Source organism: Burkholderia sp. M6-3 (genome assembly GCF_050858985.1).
GTDB classification, from domain to species: Bacteria; Pseudomonadota; Gammaproteobacteria; order Burkholderiales; family Burkholderiaceae; genus Paraburkholderia; species Paraburkholderia caledonica.
In genome coordinates this window covers 64,804-89,793 of sequence record NZ_CP110091.1, presented here as the reverse complement: position 1 = coordinate 89,793, position 24,990 = coordinate 64,804, and the positions used below count along the sequence as shown (strand labels likewise).

At 59.5% G+C, this 24,990-nt stretch carries 22 protein-coding genes and 1 pseudogene; 18 read left to right on the top strand and 5 right to left on the bottom strand.

The genetic code is table 11. The features are described 5' to 3' along the window. The first annotated feature begins 380 nt into the window (after window positions 1–380). Window positions 381–2,852, top strand: a complete 2,472-nt coding sequence (locus tag OH764_RS17700) for an ATP-binding protein (protein WP_498850126.1) — start codon at window positions 381–383, stop codon at window positions 2,850–2,852. 477 nt (window positions 2,853–3,329) lie between these two features. Here the strand turns inward: OH764_RS17700 and OH764_RS17695 are convergent, their stop codons facing one another. The 3 genes from OH764_RS17695 to OH764_RS17685 form a co-directional block, all read right to left on the bottom strand. Next, window positions 3,330–4,406 (bottom strand): glycosyltransferase family 2 protein, encoded by a 1,077-nt coding sequence (locus OH764_RS17695; protein WP_498850125.1) that lies wholly within the window; start codon window positions 4,404–4,406, stop codon window positions 3,330–3,332. 109 nt (window positions 4,407–4,515) lie between these two features. Next, on the bottom strand, window positions 4,516–5,523 hold the full coding sequence (locus tag OH764_RS17690; RefSeq protein ID WP_498850124.1) for a glycosyltransferase family 2 protein: 1,008 nt from the start codon (window positions 5,521–5,523) through the stop codon (window positions 4,516–4,518). 50 nt (window positions 5,524–5,573) lie between these two features. Next, window positions 5,574–6,617: a glycosyltransferase family protein gene (locus tag OH764_RS17685; RefSeq protein ID WP_498850123.1), complete on the bottom strand. Its 1,044-nt coding sequence runs from the start codon at window positions 6,615–6,617 to the stop codon at window positions 5,574–5,576. A 587-nt stretch (window positions 6,618–7,204) separates the two neighbouring features. Between OH764_RS17685 and OH764_RS17680 the strand changes: the two genes are divergently transcribed. From OH764_RS17680 to OH764_RS17630, 11 genes and pseudogenes are all read left to right on the top strand, one after another. Then, on the top strand, window positions 7,205–7,681 hold the full coding sequence (locus tag OH764_RS17680; RefSeq protein ID WP_498850122.1) for a hypothetical protein: 477 nt from the start codon (window positions 7,205–7,207) through the stop codon (window positions 7,679–7,681). A 188-nt stretch (window positions 7,682–7,869) separates the two neighbouring features. Further along, window positions 7,870–10,242: an oxidoreductase gene (locus OH764_RS17675; protein ID WP_498850121.1), complete on the top strand. Its 2,373-nt coding sequence runs from the start codon at window positions 7,870–7,872 to the stop codon at window positions 10,240–10,242. Further along, window positions 10,239–11,012 (top strand): SDR family NAD(P)-dependent oxidoreductase, encoded by a 774-nt coding sequence (locus tag OH764_RS17670; RefSeq protein WP_498850120.1) that lies wholly within the window; start codon window positions 10,239–10,241, stop codon window positions 11,010–11,012. Before OH764_RS17675 ends, OH764_RS17670 begins: the two co-directional genes overlap by 4 nt. Then, complete coding sequence (locus OH764_RS17665; protein WP_498850119.1) at window positions 11,009–11,581, top strand: MarR family winged helix-turn-helix transcriptional regulator; 573 nt, start codon at window positions 11,009–11,011, stop codon at window positions 11,579–11,581. Before OH764_RS17670 ends, OH764_RS17665 begins: the two co-directional genes overlap by 4 nt. A gap of 24 nt (window positions 11,582–11,605) precedes the next feature. After that, window positions 11,606–12,457, top strand: a complete 852-nt coding sequence (locus OH764_RS17660) for an enoyl-CoA hydratase family protein (protein ID WP_498850118.1) — start codon at window positions 11,606–11,608, stop codon at window positions 12,455–12,457. A gap of 1 nt (window position 12,458) precedes the next feature. Beyond that, complete coding sequence (locus OH764_RS17655) at window positions 12,459–13,667, top strand: acyl-CoA dehydrogenase family protein (RefSeq protein WP_498850117.1); 1,209 nt, start codon at window positions 12,459–12,461, stop codon at window positions 13,665–13,667. Further along, window positions 13,664–14,107 (top strand): acyl-CoA thioesterase, encoded by a 444-nt coding sequence (locus OH764_RS17650; RefSeq protein WP_498850116.1) that lies wholly within the window; start codon window positions 13,664–13,666, stop codon window positions 14,105–14,107. The genes OH764_RS17655 and OH764_RS17650 overlap by 4 nt, the downstream gene beginning before the upstream one ends. Beyond that, complete coding sequence (locus OH764_RS17645) at window positions 14,104–14,499, top strand: RidA family protein (protein ID WP_498850115.1); 396 nt, start codon at window positions 14,104–14,106, stop codon at window positions 14,497–14,499. The genes OH764_RS17650 and OH764_RS17645 overlap by 4 nt, the downstream gene beginning before the upstream one ends. A 60-nt stretch (window positions 14,500–14,559) precedes the next feature. Beyond that, window positions 14,560–16,200, top strand: coding sequence for an acyl-CoA synthetase family protein (locus tag OH764_RS17640; protein ID WP_498850114.1), 1,641 nt, complete (start codon window positions 14,560–14,562; stop codon window positions 16,198–16,200). Window positions 16,201–16,242: 42 nt separating this feature from the next. Continuing rightward, a complete protein-coding gene (locus OH764_RS17635) occupies window positions 16,243–17,466 on the top strand; it encodes a dienelactone hydrolase family protein (RefSeq protein WP_498850113.1) in 1,224 nt (407 codons plus the stop codon). Window positions 17,467–17,548: 82 nt separating this feature from the next. Next, a pseudogene (locus OH764_RS17630) lies at window positions 17,549–17,710 on the top strand (glutathione S-transferase N-terminal domain-containing protein); the annotation flags it as partial. Window positions 17,711–18,426: 716 nt separating this feature from the next. On the opposite strand, the gene OH764_RS17625 reads toward OH764_RS17630, so the two are convergent. After that, entirely contained in the window at window positions 18,427–18,687 is a 261-nt protein-coding gene (locus tag OH764_RS17625) for a hypothetical protein (RefSeq protein WP_027778228.1), read from the bottom strand. 704 nt (window positions 18,688–19,391) lie between these two features. Between OH764_RS17625 and OH764_RS17620 the strand changes: the two genes are divergently transcribed. The 6 genes from OH764_RS17620 to OH764_RS17595 all read left to right on the top strand — a co-directional run bounded on the left by OH764_RS17620 (window position 19,392) and on the right by OH764_RS17595 (window position 24,482). Beyond that, complete coding sequence (locus OH764_RS17620; RefSeq protein ID WP_498850112.1) at window positions 19,392–20,903, top strand: efflux MFS transporter permease; 1,512 nt, start codon at window positions 19,392–19,394, stop codon at window positions 20,901–20,903. 178 nt (window positions 20,904–21,081) lie between these two features. Next, window positions 21,082–21,915 (top strand): AraC family transcriptional regulator, encoded by an 834-nt coding sequence (locus OH764_RS17615; protein WP_498850111.1) that lies wholly within the window; start codon window positions 21,082–21,084, stop codon window positions 21,913–21,915. Between the two features lie 65 nt (window positions 21,916–21,980). Continuing rightward, window positions 21,981–22,403 (top strand): DUF488 family protein, encoded by a 423-nt coding sequence (locus OH764_RS17610; RefSeq protein ID WP_498850110.1) that lies wholly within the window; start codon window positions 21,981–21,983, stop codon window positions 22,401–22,403. Further along, window positions 22,381–23,649 (top strand): IS256 family transposase, encoded by a 1,269-nt coding sequence (locus OH764_RS17605; RefSeq protein ID WP_408968216.1) that lies wholly within the window; start codon window positions 22,381–22,383, stop codon window positions 23,647–23,649. Before OH764_RS17610 ends, OH764_RS17605 begins: the two co-directional genes overlap by 23 nt. Before the next feature lie 54 nt (window positions 23,650–23,703). Further along, complete coding sequence (locus OH764_RS17600) at window positions 23,704–23,808, top strand: hypothetical protein (RefSeq protein WP_498850109.1); 105 nt, start codon at window positions 23,704–23,706, stop codon at window positions 23,806–23,808. A 146-nt stretch (window positions 23,809–23,954) separates the two neighbouring features. Beyond that, entirely contained in the window at window positions 23,955–24,482 is a 528-nt protein-coding gene (locus OH764_RS17595) for a GNAT family N-acetyltransferase (protein ID WP_498850108.1), read from the top strand. Here OH764_RS17595 and OH764_RS17590 read toward each other — a convergent pair. After that, window positions 24,389–24,988: a flavin reductase family protein gene (locus OH764_RS17590; RefSeq protein ID WP_498850107.1), complete on the bottom strand. Its 600-nt coding sequence runs from the start codon at window positions 24,986–24,988 to the stop codon at window positions 24,389–24,391. The two genes, OH764_RS17595 and OH764_RS17590, sit on opposite strands and share 94 nt — an antisense overlap. Window positions 24,989–24,990: the final 2 nt, after the last annotated feature.

The following is a 24,990-nucleotide window of genomic DNA, read 5'->3' as shown; positions in this document are numbered from 1 at the left end:
GGCGCCTTGTAGAATCCGGCGACCGTTTTTACGGGCATACGCTGAAGAGAGGGCGACGAGGTTATCAGGCGTTGGCACAACGCTTGCGATAGGGCCGAGACGTCCGGCGCTACAGCGTTCAATAGTGGAGCGCTGGAATCGACAGTGTGTTCACTTTCGTGCGAGCCGCCCCAACGGCTGGAGCTTGCCCCTGTTGGCCCAACGGGGCCTTGCGACATGTGGCATTTGCGTTTCGTCGCCGTCGTCCGTTACCCCGCTTCCGCTACCGGTTCGTCGCATTCAAGCATCGAAACGGGAAAGCTCGACCGGACAAAAAACCACGCGAAGCAGTGTTTCCAAATCACGGCAAGCGCGTACAAAACGATCCTGGAGCAGTACAAATGCCCGATTTTTGGCGCACGGCATTCGAAGGCGGCGGCGAAGTTCGCGCGTTGCTACGCGAACTCGACTGGAGCACGTCGCCGCTCGGGCATCCCTCGGAATGGCCGGCTCCGTTGACCACCGCAGTCGGCATGGTGCTCAGTTCCGCCTTTCCGATGTTCGTCGCGTCGGGCCCCGAGCTGGGCTTTCTCTACAACGACGCATACGCGGTCATCCTGGGCGACAAGCATCCGACTGCGCTCGGTGGCCGTTTCGAGGAAATCTGGGCGGAAATCTGGCCCGACATCGCGCCCATTATCGACGGCGCAATGTCGAACCGGTCGACCTACTTCGAGGACCTGCCGCTCACCGTGATACGCCGCGGCTACCCTGAGCAAAGCTTCTTCACCTTCTCGTATTCGCCGCTGCACGAAAACTCCGGACGCGTCGGCGGCATGTACTGCACAGTGATAGAGACGACCGAACGCGTACTGGCAGAACGGCGCGCGATCTTCGATCTGAAGGTGTCAGAGGCACTGCGCCCGCTGACCTCTGCCGAGGACGTCGTGACCCGAGCGAGCGCGCTGCTCGGCGAGCAATTGCAACTCGCACGCGTGATCTACGGCGAATGCGGGGAAACCAGCGACACCTTTTTCGTGCCGCGCGACTGGGCCGTGCCACCGTTGCCGAGTCTCGCCGGCAAGAGATTCGCACTGGACGACTTCGGCCCGGCCATCATCAACCCGCTGCGCGCCGGCCAGATTGTGACCGCAAACGACAGCGCGACCGATCCCCGCACCGCAGAGTTCGCAAGCTCATACACGCTGACCGGCATCCGCGCGTTCGTTGCGGTGCCACTGATCAAGGCCGGGCGTCTGGTCGCCTTCCTCGGCCTGCACCGCGCCGAACCGTACCAGTGGACCGCGAGCGATATCCGGCTCGCGCGCGAGATGGCCGAGCGCACCTGGTCGGCGGTGGAGGCAGCGCGTGCGCAGGCCGAATTGCGCGCCGAACGCGACCGCAGCCGCTATATCTTCGACACGATCGGCGAAGGCTTCATGCTGATGGACCGCGACTGGAACGTCACTTACATCAACGCGGAAGGCCTGCGTATCGCGCGCCGCACGAAGGAACAGGTGATCGGCCGCAGCCACTGGCAACTTTGGCCCGAAGCGGTCGACTCCGATTGCGCGCACATGTATAGACGGGTGATGGAAAGCGGCGATGCCGGCGCGTCGGAGTATTGTCAGAGCCATCCGGACGGTAACGCCATCTGGGTCGAGGTGCGCGCCTATCCCACCGGCGAAGGCGGCATCGCTTCGTTTTTTCGTGACATCACCGACCGCAAGGAGGCGGAACAGAAGCTCAGAGCGGCTGATCAGCGCAAGGACGAATTCCTCGCGATGCTTGCGCACGAGTTGCGCAACCCGCTCGCGCCCATTTCCGCCGCAGCCGAACTGCTGAAGATCAGCAGGCTCGACGAAGCGCAGGTGCGCCACAGCAGCGCAATCATTTCGCGCCAGGTCGCCCACATGACCAGACTCGTGAACGACCTGCTCGATGTGTCGCGGGTCACGAGCGGGCTGGTCACGCTGGCGCGGGCGCCGGTCGATACGCAAACCGTCATCGCCGAAGCGATCGAGCAGGTCCGCCCACTGATGCAGGGGCGCGGCCAGCAACTGTCGGTGCACATGCCATCGCAGGAGGCGACCGTCCTGGGCGACAAGGCGAGGCTGATTCAAGTTGCCGCCAACCTGCTTCACAACGCGACCAAGTACACCCCCGATGGGCGCCGCATCGAAATATGCGCCGACGCCGAGGGCGACGAACTGGTGATTACAGTGCGCGACGAAGGCATCGGCATGGAACGCGAGCTGGCCGCGCGCGCGTTCGACCTCTTCGCACAGGCAGAGCGCTCGGCTGATCGCTCGCTGGGCGGCCTTGGGCTCGGTCTTGCTCTAGTCAGGCATCTGGTCGAGTTGCACGGCGGCTCAGTGCACTGCTTCAGCGCGGGACCCGGCACCGGCAGCACCTTCGTGGTCAGACTGCCATTGATGCAGGCGCAGCCCGCAGCCTCAGAACGGCAAGCGGAGAACGCGGATTCGGCGCCGAGCCCGCGCCTCAAGCTGCTGGTCGTCGACGACAATGTCGACGCTGCGGAAGCGCTCGGCATGCTGCTCGCGTCGTGCGGGCATGAGGTGATCATCGAACATGATTCGCGGAGCGCGCTCGAGCGTGCGCTGCGGGAGCGCCCCGATGCGTGCCTGCTGGACATCGGCCTGCCGGGTATGGACGGCAACGAACTGGCGCGGCATCTGCGTGCGTCCCCTGAGATGGCCGACGCGACGCTGATCGCTGTCACCGGCTACGGGCAGGACCAGGACCGTCACCGCAGTGCGCACGCCGGTTTCCATCACCATCTGGTGAAACCGATCGTCATCGAACACCTGGCGACGTTGCTGGCGGGCATCAGTCTGAGGACGGATGGTTGAACACCCAAGGGTGGCGACGGCGACGGCGGCCGACGCTCGGCCACCGCCCTTTCCGGACGGCAGGTCGTACCAGGACTCCTCCACCGGTGGTGCTCACGCCGCTACTGTTGCTTCGCAACTCGGTTACTTGTCCTCGGGGGCCGGTGCCGGATCATGGATCCCACACGCGTTCCTGATGAACATTAGCGCTCGCTCGCAACCGGGTATCAAGAGAACCAGTCGAAGTCGAATCATGATTACCATCAACATGGCAGAGAGCGTTATCTCGCCAATCACCCTGGCGAAAGCGAGTCCGACGGCGCCGTAGTGGGGAGCGAGCACAAGCGCGAGGATTATATTCACGAACGCGGATGCGATTCCGACGGTGGCAAGCAGGCGATAGCTTACGCAACATATTTCCATCACCTGATGTGTAAGAGATGCGGGTGGATCAAGAAACGGACGCGGTGCACGGCTGCCGTTGTCGCGTCACTCAGTTCACAGGCCAAATGTTCTAGCGCGGCGCTTGCTCCGAGATATGAGTAGGGAAAGCCGCTTGTTGAAGAACTGTATAACGCAACTGAGAACTCCCGGGTGATCGATTACGTGTCTAACAGCTGTCACGAAACGCTTTTCACGAATCGCTTCGGTCACATCGACCCAGTGAAGAGACGCTTTGAGAGACCGATGCCGGCGCGCGCACGCGGCGGCCAAACTTGCAGAAAGCGTGTGCGATGCGCGGAAACGCGCATTTGCGTCAAGCATGCCTCGTAGCGTCTGTCGGTCCGCTGACTTATCAGAGGAAAGCGAACCACCACGGCGCCGATAGCAGTAACCCATAGCCGGATAGACGCCAATCCTTGCATCGTGCTTGACCAATAAGCGCAACAGGATATCGAAGTCTTCTCCGGAACGAAGTCGCTCTTCATACCGAAGTCCTGTCAGGAATCCAGCGTTGATCATAGGCTTAAGATACGCCAGGCGTGGCGCTCGAATCAGGGAAACGGCATCGAAACTTTCGAAGCCTTCAAGGCCGAGCAGGGAATGTCCAGTGAGCGAGCCCTCCTCGTCCACGATCAGTAAATCGTCCGCTACGATGCCTGCACCAGAACTCTCCGCGCGCTGCAGCAGCGACTCGAGGCGTCCTTCCGCGAGGACGTCATCACTGTCCAAAAACGTGATCCAGCGTCCTCGCGCGCATTCCAGCGCACGATTACGAACAGTGGACGGCCCCGCGTTGAACGACGCGGTCAGAAGCCTGATTCGGGAGTCGTTATCGGCAAAGGCGCGGACGATTTCGACGCTAGCGTCAGTTGATGCATCATCCGCGACGATCAGCTCCCAGTCTGCAAGGCTCTGTCGCTGGACCGACTGAATGGCTTCGCCGATCCAGCGTTCGCCGTTGAAATTCGCCATGACGACAGTGACAGTTGGGGCCGCTGCATCCGTTATCCCTGTGACTGCTTTATCTGTCGGCGCGCAATCCCCAACAGATTGCGCCAACGAAAGGTCTTCGCCCGCCAGGTATTGGTTGCTAGACAGGCCGACGGTTGACTGTGACTGGTGATGAGGCATATCAGCGCCGTTCGAAGTTAGACAAGCTTACTAAACGTGAGAGGATGGCTAGGGTTCGAGCCCTCGTTATGCGCGAACCTTGCATAACGAGTGAATACTGGTCTTCTTCCTAACGGGCGGCGCTGCACCGGGCCAGTGGATTGCAGATGTAGCGAACCGCGTAGTCTGCGACAGGGGAGTATGGAAAAAGACACAAGCTGGATAGCGCGAGCGTCCCCAATTTCTTCTTCAGGCTCCAGAAAGGGTTCGCGACAATGGCATGCAGATACCGATGCGAATCTCTCAGCATCCAACGCCAACGGGTCGTCAACGGAGCATGGTAGACATTTGAATAGAAATGAGCTCGTTCGTATGCGAAATCGTGGAAGTCGGCGGGCAATTGCATTCCCATGCGGCACCAGGCCAGTTCCCGAAGGGTAACCCAGCGGGACGGGAATGCCTTGGGGGCCTTTTCCTGTTGATCGGAGTTAGCAAACAATGCGTCTCTCCCGGCGCTTGCATATACGCGATATCCGCCGAGTGACACCGGAATACTCGATACTGGCCCAACTAGAGCCGACCCATAAATTGCATAGAAATCTGCGCCATATCGGTCCTTGATCGTTTCTGGCACAGGAAAGATCTTTCTAAGAGCACTGACGCTATAGGCGTTTCCAGACGCCGGCGGTGACGGATAGAGCCACCCATCGAGCAGAAGCTTTCGACAATCACCATCGATTCGAGAATGAGGTACATAAGCGCCCATCTGCTTGCTCGTATGATCGATCACGTCAAGCTGAAACTGCACTTTTGCAAGATTTCCGCTCTCGAAGCGCTGCATCACCTCCGACACGGCGCCCTGATATAAGACGTCGTCAGCATCGAGGAACAGCACGTAATCCGTTCTGGCGAGATGCAGCCCCAAATTGTAGGCGGACACCTGGCCGCCGTTGTTCTTGAAGACGGAACTAACGCGAGCGCCATAGCCTTCGATGATTGCGCGCGAGCCGTCTGTTGATCCGTCGTCGATCACTATGACGTCAGTGCTCATGTAGTCCTGTGCAAGCGCTGAATCGATTGCCTCCGCCAGGAACTGCTCGTAATTGTGATTGCAGATGATGACTGTCATGTCCTTCATGATGTGTCACGCGCGAAGGTAAGAAGGGATCTGACGGCCTGCGACCGCTGTCATATGAACCGTCGGCGGATTAGCGTGCTGGCAATGTTTTTCGGCGCGAGCAAGGTGGCAATGCTCCAACCGGCGATAAGACAGCGGAAAGCCGGGCGCTCGAAACTTGCGCGAAAAGGAATGGAAAGGGCGTCGCGCAGGGCTCTAACTCTGCTGTCGCCGGGCAGAGGATGCTGTCGCGGTGTGAGCCGTAACGAGGCAACGCGCAATTGCAACAAGTGAGGCGCACAGAAAAGGGTGCTGAGCGGCGGTGCCGGCCGGCCGGTCATTGCGCACGCCTTGCAGGCTGCGCTGTGACGCTTGAGCGCACGCGCGATTTCTCGTCCAAAGTTGCTCGTGCTCGCGCTCATGGCGCTGTCATTAGCGCCGTGCATGCGATAGAGCACCAAGGGTGCAGCGATCGTTTCTACGTCGCCAAGGTAGGGGGCCATGGCGATGCAGGTTGAATCCGTGAACGAATCGTAGCTCGCATCCAGTGGAAAGATTTTTTCCAGAAAACTGCGTGCATAGGCATTTCCCGAGCCGGGCGGCGTAGGGTATTCGGACGTTTCATAAGCCCAGTGGCGGATCGCTTCCGACGATAGTCCAGGCGGGAGCTTCGGGATCACATTTCGAATCTTTGGAATCGCATTGTGTATGCGATGGCCCTGCGCGTCGACGCGCTCCATCAGCACCTGTACCTTGCTCAGGCCGGTTCGCCATACTGAAGCAATGGCGCGCAACGCACCGGGCATTAGCACGTCGTCAGCATCGAGGAATATGACGACGTCGCCTGTACTTCTCGCGAAGCCTACGTTGTTGGCGTCCCGCTGGCCCCCGTTCTTTTTGAAAATCGCCGTGATTTTTTCACCAAACGAATGAATGACGTCGGCCGAGTTGTCGGTCGATCCGTCGTCCACAACGATGATTTCCAGCCGGTCCCAATCTTGCGTCAAGGCACTTTCGACAGCCTGTCGAAGGAAATGCCCATAGTTGTAGTTGGCGATGATGATCGAGAAAAAGAGGTCCCTTCTAGCCATAGATCCGCTCCGTCCTGCGTTCATCGACTGCCTCCGGCTTCTCTGACGATCAGAGTCCTTGAACCTGCGAGATGCGCTGCATTGACCAGCGCTAGGGGCCAACCTGATGGATGTCGCCGCTAAAGCTGGCGCGGCTAACGGTGCCGCGTGTGGCACCTTGGTTGCAACTATTTAAGTTCAAAGGTTTCGAAGTGTGCGATTGCGGCCTAAAATCGGGCGATAAAGGCGCAAAAAGTTGAACGGCGGGGCTTCGGCAGAGGATAAGCACTGCTTTCTAATCGCAAAATGCGAATTGCAAATGCGAAACGGCAAAGCCAATCCCGGATCTATTTGCCACTTGCTCCTTGCGATTCGGACACCGATATTGCTAACCGTTTTACTCAAAAGGCAGCAAGGTCAGACGACTAATAGTTAGATCTGCGCCGGGCAGCGGCACGACGGCAGGCCCCTGGATTGGTCTATGGGCTTCATACAATGCAGAGCATCGAAGAGTGGCATCGATCGCGCAGCGGCGAATGTCACATTCACGCAAGAAAGAATAAGCGGCTCGTGTTTCAACCTAATCCGCGACGACGATCGGCCGCGTGCGAGTTACCACCTGGAGCTAATCGATGAAGGTTGCTTTTTATAAGGGAACGCGTCCCGGCCTGGCCGGGAAATTAAACCGCCTGATCCGGTGGTGGACAAACAGCCCCTATTCGCATTGCGAACTTGTCGTCGCTCCAATTATCGACGCGCATCTATGTGCATCGTCGTCGTTCGAGGACGGGAGCGTGCGCTTCATCACTACGAAACTAGACCCAGCCCGATGGGATGTCGTCGGATTCGCCACCGACCCGGTGACGGAGCGGGCCGCAGTGGAGTGGTTCAACGACCACTTCGGCGAACCGTACGATTTCGCGCCCTTCTTCGCCTTCCTGCGCCGCCGCGGCCGTCATCGGGGTCGTTGGCACTGTTCGGAGTCGATCGGGGCAGCGCTGGGTATGCCAGAGTCCTGGCGGTTCGATCCCGCTACACTGCACGCTGCGCTTTCTTCCGATTCGGTGCAGTCGCCGCCCGACGACATGCCGCCACTGGTACCGGCCTGATTTCGGGCGAGTCTCACTGGCGGTAAAAGATAGTGCCTGAACGTAGCCATGAGCCATTTTCGGCTTTGGCAACAACTTGCGAAAATATCCCTTGCAGCCAATCCCCACCCTCGCCTCTATATTTGCTTGACACCTAAACTATCTAGGCCTAAATTAACTCCACGAGCAAGTTCACAGTGGGGAGCAGCATGCGCATTGTCTGTATCGGCGGCGGCCCGGCCGGGCTGTACTTCGGCCTGTTGATGAAAAGCCGCGACCCGGCGCACGAGGTCATCGTCGTGGAGCGCAACCGCCCGTACGATACTTTCGGCTGGGGCGTAGTGTTCTCGGATCAGACGCTGGGCAACTTGCGCGCCGCCGATGCCCCAAGCGCAAACGCAATACTCGACGCGTTCAATCATTGGGACGACATCGAAATCAATTTCCGCGGACGTCAGGTGCGCTCGTCCGGCCACGGGTTTTGCGGCATAGGTCGCAAGCGTCTGCTGAATATCTTGCAGGCCCGTTGCGAGGAACTGGGCGTAAAGCTCGTGTTCGAAACGCAGGTCACCGACGACACCGAATACCGGGCCGATCTCATCGTCGCGTGCGACGGAGCGAACAGCGCGATTCGTCAAAAGTACGCGCCGACCTATAAGCCCAACGTGGACATGCGCGATTGCCGCTTCGTCTGGCTCGGCACCCGGAAGCTGTTCGACGCTTTCACGTTCGCGTTCGAACAAACGGAGTTCGGCTGGTTCCAGGCCCACGCCTACCGTTTTGACGATCAAACGTCCACGTTCATTGTCGAGACACCGGAGCGTGTGTGGCGCGCCGCCGGACTCGACGAAATGAGCAAGGAAGAGAGCATTGCATTCTGCGAAAAGCTCTTCGCGAAGTATCTGGACGGCAACGCGCTATTGTCGAACGCCGCGCATTTGCGCGGCTCGTCGCAATGGATCCGTTTTCCGCGTGTCGTCAACCAGGAATGGGTGCATTGGCGGAGCAATGCGGACGGCACGCAAACACCCGTCGTGCTGATGGGCGACGCCGCGCACACCGCGCATTTTTCAATTGGCTCGGGCACCAAGCTCGCGCTCGAAGATTCGATTGAACTCGCCAACAGCATCGGCGCGCATCCTGGCGATTTGCATGCTGCGTTAAAGCATTACACGGACGTGCGCAGCGTCGACGTATTGCGCATTCAGAACGCCGCCCGCAATTCGACCGAATGGTTCGAACACGTGGACCGGTACACATCGTTCGAGCCGGACCAGTTCGCTTATTCGCTGCTCACGCGCTCGCAGCGCATCTCGCACGAAAATCTGCGCGAGCGCGACGCGCGCTACGTGTCCAGCTTCGAAGATTGGCTCGCGCGGCGTTCAGGCGTAGAACGCGCGCCGCAAAAACATTCTATTCCGCCAATGTTCACCCCATTCACGTTGCGCGGCGTCACGTTGAAAAACCGAGTTGTCGTTTCGCCGATGGCGCAGTATTCAGCCGTCGACGGAGTCGCCGGCGATTATCATCTGATGCATCTCGGCGCGCGCGCAATGGGCGGTGCGGCGCTCGTTATGACCGAGATGACATGCGTGTCGCCCGAAGCGCGCATCACGCCGGGATGCCCCGGTATGTACGCGCCGGAGCACCTCGCTGCATGGAAACGTATCGTCGATCTCGTGCACGTCCAGTCCAACGCCAGGATTGGCATTCAGCTCGGACATTCCGGCGCAAAAGGATCGACGCGCGTGGCTTGGGAAGGCATCGATCAGCCGCTCACCGAAGGCAACTGGCCGCTCATCTCGGCATCACCGCAGCAGTATTTGCCGGGCATCAGCCAGCATTCGCGCGAAGCGACACACGAGGAGCTCCGCGAGATAGAAGCGCAGTTCGTGCGCGCGACGCAAATGTCGGCTGAAGCAGGTTTCGACTGGCTCGAACTGCACTGCGCACATGGCTATTTCTTATCGAGCTTCCTCTCGCCGCTAACCAACCATCGCACCGATGAATACGGCGGCTCGCTGGAGAACCGTCTGCGTTATCCGCTACAGGTCTTCAAGGCGATTCGTGCAGTGTGGCCGCAGGACAAGCCGATTTCCGTGCGCATTTCAGCGAACGATTGGGTCCAAGGCGGCACCACGCCCGACGACGCCGTGCAGATCGCGCGCGCGTTCAAGGCGGCGGGCGCAGACATGATCGACGTATCCTCGGGCCAGGTCAGCAAGGACGAGAAGCCCGTATACGGCCGCATGTTCCAGACGCCGTTCGCCGATCGCGTGCGAAACGAAGCCGGCATCGCAACTATCGCGGTGGGGGCGATTTCGGAGGCGGATCACGTGAACAGCATTATCGCGGCCGGTCGCGCCGATCTGTGCGCAATCGCGCGTCCGCATCTCGCGAATCCATCGTGGACATTGAACGAGGCCGCGAAGATCGGCTACTTCGACGTGACATGGCCGAATCAGTACACCGCCGCAAAGTCGCAACTCGAACGCAATCTGGAACGTGAACGCGCACAGGTTGCGGCAAATGCCGGCCTCTCGGCGCAAGAGCGCGCGCAGCGCGCGGAAGGAACCACGTGAACTCGATTCGATATCCCCTTGCGGGACAACATGCCGTTGTCACTGGCGGCGGGAGCGGCATCGGCGCGGCCATTGCGGAAGCGCTGCTGCACGCCGGCGCGCGCGTTACGCTGATGGGCCGCAATCCGGAGCGGCTAGAGGCTCAGCGCGAAAAATGCCGCGCATGGGGCGACGTTGCATGCATTACCGTCGATGTCACGCAAGAAGAGTCCGTTGCACAAGCATTCAACGAAGCTGGCGCCGTCGACATACTGATCAACAACGCAGGGCAGGCACAGGCCGCGCCGTTCACGCATACCGACATGACGCTATGGCAGCGCATGCTAGACGTGAACCTCACCGGCGTTTTTCTCGGCACGCGCGCCGTGCTGCCAGGCATGCTCGAACGCAGACACGGGCGCATCGTCAACGTGGCGAGTACGGCGGGACAAATTGGCTACGCGTATGTCGCCGCATATTGCGCGGCGAAGCACGGCGTGATCGGTCTCACGCGCTCTCTTGCGCTTGAAGTTGCCACGAAAGGCGTGACGGTCAACGCCGTTTGCCCCGGCTATACCGAGACCGAATTGCTGCACGCGTCGCTCGAGCAGATCACCACCAAGACGTCGCGCACGGAGGAGCAGGCTCGCGAAAGCCTGCTTCGCTCGAATCCGCAACGTCGCTTTGTGAGTCCAGAGCAGGTCGCGAATGCCGTGCTGTGGCTGTGTCAGCCGGGTTCCGATGCAATCACGGGGCAATCCGTTTCCATCTCCGGTGGAGAAGTAATGTGACCAGGTCAGCCAACGTCAAGAAGATTGCAGCAAGCGATGCAAAGGCAGCAGAAACGAAAGCGCACCGCAAAGGCGTTGCGAAGCCTGCGGAGAACGTCGTGGATCTGGAAATGAGCACTGGCGCGGACAGCCACATGGGTTTGCGCCTGTGGCTGCGCATGTTGACCACGACGAACCTCGTGCAAGCCGAATTGCGCAAACGTCTGCGTAACGAATTCGACACTACATTGCCGCGTTTCGACCTGATGGCCCAACTCGAACGTCATCCGGAAGGACTCAAGATGACGGAACTGTCCCGACGCCTGATGGTGACGGGCGGCAACGTGACCGGCATTACTGATCAGCTGGAGAAAGAAGGTTTGGTCTCTCGCGATACCGACCCTAACGACCGCCGCTCAATCAGCGTGTGCCTTACTCCCGCAGGCCGCAAAGCGTTCGACAGAATGGCGGTCGCGCATGAGCAGTGGGTCGTTGAACTGTTTGGCGGACTCAGTCTCGAGGAAAAGTCGCGCACGCACCAGCGGCTCGGCAAATTGAAAAAACATCTGCTGGACAGTCTGAAAGACTAACGCCCGGCGACAGGAGACACGAACATGCCACATTCAAACGCCGACGCGCTGTTGGCCGGTAATCGCCTGACACTCGCAGGTTACGAAGCGCAGCACTTCGGCTGGTCGGTCGCGAACAAAGTCGCGACCATTACGGTGAACCGGCCGGAGCGCAAAAATCCGCTCACTTTTGAATCGTATGCCGAGCTGCGCGATCTGTTCCGCCAGCTCACCTATGCGACCGATGTGAAGGCCATTGTGATCCACGGCGCGGGCGAAAACTTCTGCTCGGGCGGCGACGTGCACGACATCATCGCACCGCTGATCGATTTGCCAATGCCTGAACTGCTTCTCTTCACACGCATGACGGGCGACCTCGTCAAGGCTATGCGCCATTGTCCGCAGCCGGTGATTGCAGCAGTCGACGGCGTATGCGCCGGCGCAGGCGCGATTCTCGCGATGGCCTCGGACATGCGTCTCGGCACTGCACGCAGCAAGCTCGCGTTTCTATTTTCGCGCGTCGGCCTGGCGGGTTGCGATATGGGCGCGTGCTCGATCCTGCCGCGCATCATCGGTCAAGGACGTGCTGCCGAACTGCTCTTCACGGGACGCTCCGCCAGCGGCGACGAAGGCTACGCATGGGGCTTCTATAACCGGCTGTGCGAGCCTTCTGCACTTCTCGAGGACGCGCAACAGCTCGCCGCCGATCTCGTCGCCGGTCCGACATTCGCGCACGGCATCACGAAGAAGATGCTGCACCAGGAATGGAGCATGAGCATCGACGAAGCGATTGAATCCGAAGCACAGGCTCAAGCTATTTGCATGAGTACTCGCGATTTCGGGCGCGCTTATCAGGCGTTCGCCGCGAAGTCGCGCCCCGTGTTCGAGGGAGACTGAGGTGAGCGCTGAAAGAGACGTTGATTTGCACAGTGCGCTCGCGTGGCCTTTTTTCGAGCCACGGCATCGCGAACTGGCTGCCGGTATCGAATCATGGTGCCGCTCGAATTTGTCGCATGTCGAACACGGCGATGTCGATTCGACCTGTCGTCAGCTGGTGCGCGAACTCGGCGCTGCCGGCTGGTTGAAATATGGCGTGGGCGGCGTAGCCTATGGCGGCCACGGTGACACGATCGACACACGCGCCGTCTGTCTGCTGCGCGAAACGCTAACCAGGTATTCGGGCCTCGCAGACTTCGCTCTCGCGATGCAAGGGCTTGGCTCCGGCGCGATCTCGCTTGGCGGCACGCATGAACAGAAAACGCGCTACTTGCCGCGCGTGGCGAACGGCACCGCCATTGCGGCGTTCGCGTTGTCCGAGCCAGAAGCCGGATCAGACGTTGCGGCAATGGCGCTCGTTGCACGCGAAGATGGTGACGCCTACGTGCTCGATGGCGACAAAACGTGGATCTCCAACGGTGGCATCGCCGATTTCTATGTGGTCTTTGCACGCACCGGAGAAGCGCCCGGCGCGCGCGGCATCAGCGCGTTCATTGTCGATGCGGATACGCGGGGACTGGAAATCGCTGAACGCATCGACGTAATCGCACCGCATCCGCTGGCGCGCCTGCATTTCGCAGGCGCGCGCGTGCCGCGCAGCCAGATGCTCGGCGCACCCGGCGAAGGCTTCAAGCTCGCAATGCGCACGCTCGACATTTTCCGCACGTCCGTGGCGGCTGCCTCGCTCGGCTTCGCACGACATGCGATGGCTGAAGGACTGACGCGAGCCGCATCGCGCAAGATGTTCGGCCAGACCTTGAGCGATTTTCAACTCACGCAAGCAAAGCTTGCACAAATGGCGTTGACCATAGATAGCAGTGCGCTGCTCGTGTATCGCGCGGCATGGTTGCGCGACCAGGGTGAAAACGTGACTCGCGAAGCAGCCATGGCCAAGTGGCACGCGAGCGAAGGTGCACAGCAGGTGATCGACGCTGCCGTTCAGCTGTACGGCGGCATGGGTGTGCAAAGCGGCGTCGCGGTCGAAGTGCTGTACCGCGAGATTCGCGCACTGCGCATTTACGAAGGTGCGACGGAAGTACAGCAATTGATCGTGGGCCGCGATCTGTTGAAAGAGCATGCGGCGACAAGCGCTGGAGAACGCGCGAAATGACCATGCACTTCGAACGGCCCGTACGTATCCGCTTTTCGCACTGCGACCCTGCGGGCATCGTGTTCTTTCCGCAATATCTGGTGATGACCAATGCGCTTGTGGAAGACTGGTTCAACGAGGGTTTGCACGTCGACTACGCGCAGATGATCGGCCAGCGCCGCCTCGGCCTGCCGATCGTCAAACTGGAATGCGAGTTTTCGCGCCCGAGTCAGATGGGCGAAACAATCACGCTGACGCTAACCGTTGCCGCTATCGGCCGGCGTTCTATCACCATCGATATTCTCGGTCACTGCAACGGCGAGGCGCGGTTTAGAGCAAAGCAGGTGCTCGTCACAACCTCGCTGGAAAGCGGCCGCTCGATCGACATTCCCACCGACATCGCCGGCTCACTGGCGAAGTTCGCCCCACAGCCTGAACTCAGCGAGGCGCAACGCACATGAAAAAAGCTCTTCTCCCCGCCGGATGGGTCAAGCCGCGCGGTTATGCGAATGGCGTCGCGGCGGTCGGCACGCAAGTTTTCATTGCAGGCCAGATCGGCTGGAATGAAGAAGCGCGCTTTCAAACCTCGGACTTCGCGGGCCAGGCTATTCAGGCACTCAAGAATGTACTGGCCGTACTGCACGAAGCGGGCGGCAGGCCCGAGCATCTTGTGCGCCTGACGTGGTACGTGACGGATAAGCGCGAGTACCTCGCTTCGTTAAAGGAAATAGGCCGTGCGTTTCGCGAGTTGATCGGCGACTACGACATCGCAATGAGCGCGGTGCAAGTGGTTGCGCTGATCGAAGACCAAGCCAAGGTCGAAATCGAAGCAACCGCCGTCATTCCGCAGTAAGGACACGCAGCCCTCGTCAACTGAAGCGCATAGAGCCGGCTTGAAACCGTGGAGACCACGATGAAACCGTCAGCACACGTCGATACTTTCGCGCGCGACAATCTTCCGCCGCAGGATCAATGGCCTGTATTTCTGCTGGACAATCCGGATGTCGCTTATCCGGCGCGTTTCAACTGCGCGACGGAACTTCTGGATAGGACGATCGAAGCGGGTCATGGCGAGCGTACGGCTATCTGGTCACTGGTCGACAACGAGCCGCGTGCTACGAGCTACAAAGAATTGCTTGCGATGGTCAATCGCAGCGCGCACGTACTCGTCGATGAGATGGGTTTGCAACCGGGCAATCGCATTCTGTTGCGGGGGCCTAATACATTGCAAATGGCAGTTGCTGCACTCGCTGCGCTTAAGGTGGGCCTGGTTGCCGTGCCGACCATGCCGCTGCTGCGCGCGAAGGAGTTGAAGCAGATCATAGTGAAGGCGCAAGTGAGCGCGGCGCTCTGCGATGCACGCCTGACCGAAGAACTCGCGCGTTGCACCGATCCTCAGGACGAATTTTATTGTGCTGAGCTAAAGCAAACGCTGCTGTTTCATGACGATGCCGTGGATTCACTCGACACGCTTGCGATCAACAAACCCGCTGACTTCGCCGCATGCGATACGGCAGCCGTCGACGTGTGTCTGATCGCCTTCACAAGCGGCACGACGGGCGCGCCGAAAGGCTGCATGCATTTTCATCGCGACGTGCTCGCCATGTGCGATCTGTTTCCGCGTCATGTGCTAAAGCCTTCGGCGAGCGATATATTTTGCGGCACGCCGCCGCTCGCTTTCACATTCGGGCTCGGCGGTTTGCTGTGTTTTCCGTTGCGCGTGGGAGCGTCGACGGTATTGATCGAGAAGCTCACGCCCGAGACGTTATTGCAGACCGTCGAGCGCTTTCACGCAACCATCATGTTCACCGCGCCGACCTTCTATCGGCAGATGGCACCGCTCGTCGCGAGTCACGATGTGTCGAGCTTGCAGAAAACCGTGTCCGCCGGTGAGGCGTTGCCCGATTCGACACGGCGGCTGTGGCGCGGCGCTACTGGCATCGACATGATCGACGGTATTGGCGGCACCGAGTTGATCCACATTTTTGTTTCGGCGCAGGGCGACGAGATTCGTCCGCATGCAATTGGACGCGCGGTGCCGGGCTACATCGTGCAAGCCGTGGACGACGCAATGCAACCCGTTGCGCCCGGCACGATAGGCAAGCTAGCGGTGCGCGGGCCGACAGGTTGCCGTTATCTCGCAGACGAACGGCAAATGAATTTCGTGCGCGACGGCTGGAATTTACCGGGCGATTCGGTATATCTCGACGCGGACGGCTATGTCTTCTATCAGGCGCGCGCCGACGACATGATCGTCTCAGCCGGCTACAACATTTCGGGTCCTGAGGTAGAAAGCGTTTTGCTGCAACACGAAGCGGTGGCCGAATGCGGCGTAATAGGCGTGCCGGATGAAACGCGCGGGCAAATCGTGAAGGCGTTCATAGTGCTGAACCCCGGTTACATCCGCGACGACAATCTCGTCGCGCAACTGCAGGACTTCGTGAAGAACACTGTGGCGCCTTACAAGTATCCACGCGTGGTCGCTTTTGTCGATTCACTGCCGCGCACCGAAACAGGCAAGCTCAAGCGCTTCGAATTGCGTACGATGGCGTAGCCTCTTCCTCGCTATTCCTCGCAAACCTCAGGAGACAAACGCATGGCCGGCTCTTTCATTGAAGTCGTCGCCCAGGACGGCGGCCGTTTCAACGCGTACGTTGCTCGTCCCGCGCAAGGCTCGGGCCCCGGGCTCGTTCTGTTGCAGGAAATCTTCGGCATCAACGACACCATGAAGGCGACGGCCGACCGCTTCGCCGAGGAAGGCTACGTGGTGCTGGTGCCCGATCTTTTCTGGCGGATCAAGCCAGGCATCGAACTGGGCTATGGCGAAGCGGATATGAAGCAGGCGCTCGCCTACCTGAATCAGTTCAACACCGATCTGGCGGTGGACGATATCGCGGCCACCATTGCCGCACTGCGCGCGATGCCCGAGCAGGCCGGCAAGGTCGGCGCAGTCGGGTACTGCCTGGGCGGCAAGCTCGCGTTCCTGAGCGCGGCACGCACCGACGTCGATTGCGCAGTGAGCTACTACGGCGTGGGTCTCGATGCCTATCTGGACGAAGTGCCCGCCGTGCGCTGCCCTATGGTGTTTCATTTCCCCGAAAACGACGCGCTCTGCCCGCCGGAAACCCGCGAACGAATCAGCGCTGCACTGCGCGCACGTCCGCAAATCGAGCAGTATGTGTACCCCGGTTGCGATCATGCGTTTGCGGCGCCCGCGCGTCCGCAATACGACAAGCCCGCGGCAATGATGGCGTATTCGCGAACGCTTGCGCTACTGCGCAAAGTGCTGGGACCGGTCTACGATCTGAACGCGCTGTGGGAGGCGCATTGCTATCACGAGTTCGCCACGCGCGACGTGGAAGCGGTCATGCCCACAATGGTCGCGCAGCCTTACGTCAATCACGTGCCGACCATGACAGGCGGTGTCGGCCACGACAACCTCAAGCGGTTCTATACGCATCACTTCGTCAACTCGAATCCGGCTGATACAAAGCTGATTCCGATTTCGCGGACCATCGGCGCAGATCGTATCGTCGACGAATTCATTTTCAGCTGCACGCATGACTGCGAAATCGACTGGCTGTTGCCGGGCGTGGCGCCAACGGGAAAATATTTCGAGGTGCCTATGCTCGCGGTCGTGTGCTTCCGCGGCGACAAGCTTTATAACGAGCACATCTATTGGGATCAGGCTAGCGTGCTCGTGCAGGTGGGCTTGCTCGATCCGAAAGGACTGCCCGTGGCCGGCATTGAAAGCGCGCGCAAATTGCTGGACGAAACGTTACCGTCGAACGAATTAATGGGAAGCAAGTCGCGAGTATGACCAGGTTGGCAAGCTGCTAGAGGCCTGCCTCTGCGCAATATCCTTATGATGTGACGTTCCATTGGCCACCATCTATCGACCCATGCTGACCGTCCATCATTTGAATAACTCCCGCTCGCAACGCGTCTTGTGGCTGCTCGAAGAACTCGGCGTGCCGTACGAGGTGAAGCGTTACGAGCGCGATCCGAAAACCATGCTCGCGCCGCCCGAGTTACGCGCGGTGCATCCGCTCGGCAAATCGCCGGAAGGTCGCCAGAGTCGTGGGGACTACTATGAACGAATTCGCCGACCAGTCGTTATACCCGGGTTTGGGCGATGTCTTCTACGCGCGGCGGATAAGGCTGATGGTCGAAAGGGTCTTATCGAGGCAGTCGGTATGACCAGTCTATGGAATCGTAAACTCACGCATTGTTCGATAACCGGCTAGCCGAGCGTGATGAGAAGCAAAAAGGGCAGACGACCTGTCCGCCCTTTTTACTTACGGCTCCGAGTCACTTTCTTATGAATTGTTGCCTGGAGGACTTGGCGGGCTGCCGGTCGGGTCTTGCGTAACCCTCATGTATTGCTTAATGCCCGGTTGACCCAAAGCGATGAGGTTGAGCATGGCGACTCCAAGCCGTCGAGCGAACTCGTCGTCAATCGTTGAGTCGCCTTCATCCCAAACAGGCAGCTCCATTCTTTCAGCCAACAGCGGAGCGAGCTTTGCAACTTCTACGGTATGTACGATCAACTGTTTAAGATCGCTCGGTAGCTTAAGACTACATCATACGGTTGATGTTTCGCCATCAAGATCCTCGGCATGTTTGGCATCTCTGGGGTGCTCGCACCCACCACAGCGCGAGGCGCATGACATCGAGCATTGGCTTGTAAATTGCCGTGCACATAGGGGGAGGGCCAATTTGTTCTTGGCCCCTCCCAGTCCGCGTGGTTTCAAGTCACCCTATTCGCGGCTACTTGCGGCTATTCGATTGGATCTTTGGTAATGTTCATGTATTGCTCGATAGCGGGTTGACCAAGTGCGATCAGGGCCAGCATTGCCGCACCGAGCCGTCGCGCGAATGCATCGTCAAGGTTAAATTTGTGCTCGTCAAGCAGAACAGGAATCTCGAGTGAGCCTGCCACGACAGACGTTAGTTTGGCTCGATCAATGGCCTGTAAGGAGAACTCTTGACGGTCTTCGAGGTAGGTCAGAACTACAGAATATGGTGGATGGTTAGCCATTAATGACCTCTACATTCTTGATAGATTTGAAATGCCTTTTGCTTGCACAGAGCGATGGCTCGCGCTCCTCCCATGTACGGCGCTATCGCATTGCACATTGACATGTGAGCATCATACTGCGCGAAGCACTCGCTTTCATGAGCTTCTCTCCCACTACATTTAACCATCCCCCCGCCGTCGCCTCCGGCCGCGAACAGCGCACTATAAAGCGCCGACCGCTTAGCAGAAGCCGACAAGTCCGGCACTAGGCTTGGATTGTTATGACCGGAGTCGACGTAGCAACTGTTGAGGAGATTTGAATATCTTTACATCCGACAACTCTTAAAACTACGGTCAGCTTGCACTCGATTGAAACCAGCCCGTCATTCGCCCCTTCTCTGTGTGAGAAGTTGCCTGCGTACCTGTCGTGATTCCCGGCAGCGTTAGGAAAATTGCAGAATCGGCGACTTGCGTCTGAGTCCGTCTCAAGGCAGCTTGGACATCAAAGAAAATCCACCCGCCCAGGAATTCGTAGTTGTGACGCAAAACTCGCGAGTGCTAAACTGAAAAACCCCTCGCCCTCGACAACTTGCCAATTGCTTGATCAACATCGGATTGATCAACATCGCGCCGGGCCGTGGGCCCGTCCGGCATCGCATTGAAACGGCGCACCTATGCTCGAAGCCGCCGGCAATCTCCATCGACCGCGGCTCAGGAGTTCTCGCATGACCCATTCCATTCACGGCAACAAACGCTGGCTCGCGCTGATCGTGCTGTGCCTCGGTGTGCTGATGATCGTGCTGGATACGACAATCGTGAACGTCGCGTTGCCGTCTATCGCTGCGGATCTTGGCTTCACGGAAACGTCGCTCGTGTGGGTCGTGAACGCGTACATGCTGACCTTCGGCGGGTGTCTGCTGTTGGGCGGACGGCTCGGCGATCTGTACGGTCATCGCAGACTGTTTCTCGGCGGCATCACGCTGTTCACCGTGGCATCGCTCGCGTGCGGCCTCGCTAACTCACAGATTTTGCTCGTGTGTGCGCGCGCGGTCCAAGGGTTGGGCGGCGCTATCGTGTCCGCGGTGTCGCTGTCGCTCATCATGAATCTGTTCACCGAACCCGGCGAACGCGCGAAAGCGATGGGGGTCTATGGCTTCGTTTGCGCGGGCGGCGGCAGCATCGGCGTGTTGCTCGGCGGTCTGTTGACCAATCTGCTGAGCTGGCATTGGATCTTTCTCGTCAATCTGCCGATCGGCGTTGCCGTGTATGCGTTGTGCGTGGCGCTGCTGCCTTCCGCACGGGGTCATGCGCACGGCGAACGGCTCGACGTGGCCGGCGCGGTCACGGTCACCGTTTCGCTGATGCTAGCCGTGTATGCAGTGGTCAATGGCAATGAAGCTGGTTGGACTTCGGGCCAAACGCTTGGCTTGCTGCTCGTTGCGCTCGCGTTGCTTGCGGCGTTTCTCATCATCGAATCACGCGTTCAACATCCGTTGATGCCGCTCGGCCTGTTCCGTCTGCGTAACGTGGCGACGGCGAACGTCGTCGGCGTACTGTGGGCAGCCGCGATGTTTGCGTGGTTCTTCATTTCCGCGCTTTACTTGCAGCGCGTGCTTGGCTATCGACCGCTGCAAGTCGGGCTCGCATTTTTGCCCGCCAATCTCATCATGGCGTTCTTCTCGCTGGGCCTGTCGGCGCGTGTGGTGATGCGCTTCGGTTTGCGTATTCCGCTCGCGGTGGGCCTGCTTGTTGCCGCGTGCGGGCTCGCGCTGTTCGCGCGCGCACCTCTGGGTGGCAGCTTCGTGCTCGATGTGCTGCCGGGCATGATGCTGCTCGGCTTCGGCGCGGGCATCGCCTTCAATCCGATGCTGCTCGCCGCAATGAGCGACGTCGATCCCGCCGATTCGGGACTCGCGTCAGGCATCGTCAATACGTCGTTCATGATGGGCGGCGCACTGGGCCTCGCTGTACTCGCGAGTCTCGCGGCCGCGCGCAGCGGTGACTTGCTGGCGACGCAAAACGCGCTCGCCGCGCTCAACAGCGGCTATCACGTGGCGTTTGCCTTCGGCGCGATTTTTGCGGCGGCGGCAGGCGTGATCGGCGGTGCGATGTTGCGCGCGGGACGGCCAGGCGGTGCGGACGCCGCTACACATACAGATGCGGAGGAAGCACACGGCGCGTCCGCCGCCGGGCGGACTCGTCCCACGGGCAATACGACGGCGACCGAGAACGTCTGATCGACATGCACGCGCGGCGCTGTCAGCCGGCGTGAGCTGGTCGCTTTGCTCGCGCTCGTGGCATCGGTCACGCAGCCTGCGTCGATTAGTCGTTTGCATCGTTGCAAGACCGCAAGCGCGATCAAATGCCCGCGTCTGCGGCTGGCTATGCTGGTTTCATGCTGACATGAGAGCTGCTATGAATCCGGTTGGAAAAGCGCTGTGGTTTATCGAAAGCCACTTTGCCGACGAACTCACTCTCGATGACATCGCCCACTGTGCATGCGTGTCGCGCTTTCACCTTGCGCGTGCTTTCGAAGCAGCGACCGGCGCGCCGGTCATGCGCTACATGCGCGGCCGTCGCCTGAGCGAGGCCGCGCGGCGACTCGCGAATGGTGCGCCGGACATACTGACGGTCGCCATCGACGCTGGTTACGGCTCTCACGAAGCATTCACGCGCGCGTTTCGCGAGCAATTTGGGCTTACGCCCGAGGCGTTGCGCGCGCGTGGTCATCTCGACAATCTTGTCGTCGTGGAGCCGATCAAAATGGACGAAACCCTTCTTACGCATCTGGAGCCGCCGCGCTTTGAGGATGGCAGGCCGTTTCTCGTCGCGGGTCTAAGTGCGCGCTATACGTGCGAGAGCGCCGCCGCGATTCCATCGCAATGGCAGCGCTTCAACGCATACGTCGGCAAAGTGCCGGGCCAGGTGGGCAACGTCGCGTATGGCGTGTGCTACAACGCGGACGACGCCGGCAACATCGACTACCTGTGCGGCGTGGAAGTGAACGACTTCTCTTCATTGCCGGGCGAGTTCAGTCGTTTGCGCATTGCGGCGAACAGATATGCGGTGTTCAGTCATCGCGAGCATGTGTCGACGGTGCGGCGCACCTGGAACACGATCTGGAACAAGTGGCTGCCGGCGTCGGGACACCTTCCCGCCGATGCGCCTAACTTCGAGCGCTATGACGAGAAGTTTGATCCGGTTAGTGGGATGGGCGGGTTTGAGATATGGTTGCCTTTGAAGGGGTGATCGAAGTTGGTTCCAAGAATCAAGAATGACTTGACCAAAAATGACGCAGCGAGGACGCCAGGCAAGTGACAAACATCGACGTTTCAACGATTGGGTTCACGAACAAGACCGCGGAGAAGTTTTTCAGCTTGCTGCGCGGGGCTGGTGTGCACACACTGCTTGACGTCCGTCTGAACAATACATCTCAGTTGGCCGGCTTCGCAAAGAAAGCGGATTTGAAATTTTTTCTGTCTGAGCTGCTCGGCGCTGAATTTGTGGAACTGAGAGACCTGGCTCCGGAGAAAGGCATGCTGAGGCGGTATCAGGACAGAGAGATGACGTGGGACAGTTACGCTGACGCATACACAGAGCTGATCGCCAAACGGCGCGTGGAAAGCAATCTGGATATCGCGCTGTTCGATCGCGGAGAGCCTGTCAGAATTTTAGTGTGCCGAGGTCATGAGACGATAACGGAAACAACGTCCTATGACCGAAGCAACTGTGACTAAGAAGATCAAGAACCCGAAGGCGCCGAAGCTGTTTCCCGATGAACTGATCGATCAACTGCTGGCGCAGATTCAAAACAAGGATGCGGAGTCGGTTCTCGGCGAATCGGGCCTGGCCGGGCAACTGAAGAAGCAACTGGCTGAGCGCATGCTGGCGGCGGAGCTCACGCATCACCTGGAGAACGAGGTTGAGCAAGGCAAGGCCGGCAACCACCGCAACGGCACGAGCCATAAGACGGTCATCACGCCCAACGGCGAACTGAATCTGGATATCCCGCGTGATCGGCAGGCAACGTTCGAGCCGCAACTGGTCGGCAAGTATCAACGCCGGCTGCCGGGCTTCGACGATCACGTCATCAGCATGTACGCGCGCGGCATGAGCGTGCGCGAGATCCAGGGCCATTTGCTGGAACTGTATGGCCTGCAGGTGTCGCCCGATCTGATTTCGACTGTCACCGATGAAGTGCTGGCCGAGGTCGAACAGTGGCAGCAACGCCCGCTTGAGGCGATGTATCCGATCGTGTATTTCGACGCACTTCGGCTGAAGATCCGCGACGAAGGCACGGTCAGGAACAAGGCGGTGTATCTCGCGCTGGGCATTCGCGCCGACGGCCGCAAGGAAGTGCTGGGTTTGTGGATCGAGCAAACCGAGGGAGCCAAGTTCTGGCTGAAGGTCTTCAACGAACTGAAGAACCGTGGCCTGCACGACATCCTGATCGCGGTGGTTGACGGTTTGCGCGGCTTCCCGGAGGCGATCGAAGCGGTCTATCCGGCCGCCCAGATTCAGACCTGCATCGTGCATCTGATCCGCAATTCGCTGAATCTGGCGAGCTGGAAGGACCGCAAGCCGTTGGCGGCTGCGCTCAAGCCGGTCTATCAGGCCGCCTCGGCCGAGGCGGCGGCAGTGGCGCTCGACGCCTTTGCGCAAAGCGAATGGGGCCGCAAATTCCCTACCGTCGCGGCCATGTGGCAACGCCAATGGGAACAGGTGATTCCCTTCTTCGCCTATCCCCCCGAGGTGCGTCGAATCGTTTATACGACCAACGCCATCGAGAGCATGCACATGCAGTTGCGCAAAATCGTCAAGAATCGCGGCCACTTCCCCAGCGACGAAGCCGCCAGCAAACTGCTGTATCTGGCCTTGCGCAACATCGAAAAGGATTGGAAGATGCCGCCTATCACCTGGCGGCAAGCTGTCAATCAGTTCGCCATTCTGTTCGGCGAGCGATTCACCGCCGCCATGAGCTGAGATTTTTTAACCGACCTCAGCACACAAAATTCCTGACACCTCCATCGCGGATGCTTGCTATGCAGTGAGGACAAACCTCACCGGTGCCACCGCCGCCTCGCAGTTGAGTACCTGAACTCGCGATGGGACAACAGGTTGAAGATCTTTCATCTTTACTAAGCACCGTTACGAGTCCGTCGCATGGAACCTCCGCGCAGTCACTGCTATGCTCGCTGTTCAAACTAAAGGAGCGCTAGCCTACCCGACGTGCTGCATGCGCATCAGGCTCCGACACTCGATCATTCAACGCAACAACAGAACCCACCTTGACCATCCGAATCCGCCCCGCCACCGCCGCCGACGCCCCGCTCATCCTCAGCTTCATCACAGAACTCGCGGTCTACGAAAAGGCTGAGCACGAAGTCGTCGCCACCGTGCAAGACATCGAAACAAGTCTCTTCTCGCCCGCAGCCACGGCCACCGCGCTCATCTGCGAAATGAACGGCGAGCCGATCGGCTTTTGCGTCTATTTCTTCTCCTACTCGACGTGGCTCGGCAAAAAAGGCCTGTATCTGGAAGACCTGTACGTATCGCCGAAATCGCGCGGCAGCGGCGCCGGCAAACAGATGCTGCGCCACCTTGCGCGCATCGCATGCGAGACAGGCTGTGGCCGCTTCGAATGGAGCGTGCTCGACTGGAATGCGCCCGCAATCGGCTTCTATGAATCGATCGGCGCGAGCGCGCAAAGCGAATGGGTTCGTTACCGGCTCGCCGGCGACGCGCTCAGAGCATTTGCCGAAGGTGACACTTCGAAGGCGTCGCCTGTGGCAAAAAACGTCCCGCCGGCGACGTAATGGCAGGTGCGAAGATCGGGATCTTCGCCGAAATGCCAACGGTTGTTCGAGTACACGCGACTGTCGGCGTAGGCGGCCACCACTTCGCCGATAATCAGATCGTGCCGCTGGCTATCGTCGGGTTTCACCTTGCATTCCATCCACGTGATGCAACCGGCCAGCATCGGCACGTCGATTTTTTCCGCAGAGAACGTTTCGAGTTCGAAGGCCGAAAACTTGTCGAGTTCGAGCCCCGCGTTGGTGCCCACGGCAAGCGTCTGCGCGGCGAATTTGCGGCTCGGCAGTTGCAGTCCGAACACACCGCTTGCTTCGATCAATTGCCGCGTCAGCGTGCGGCTGTCCACCACGACCACTACCTTCGGCGGATCGAAGTCGAGCGGCATCGCCCATGAAGCTGCCATGACGTTCGAGCGGCCCTCGTGCGCGCTCGTGATGATGGTGACCGGTCCATGATTGAGTAACTGCGTGGCGCGTGGCAATGCCACCGGTTCCCGCGTAACTTTCATAC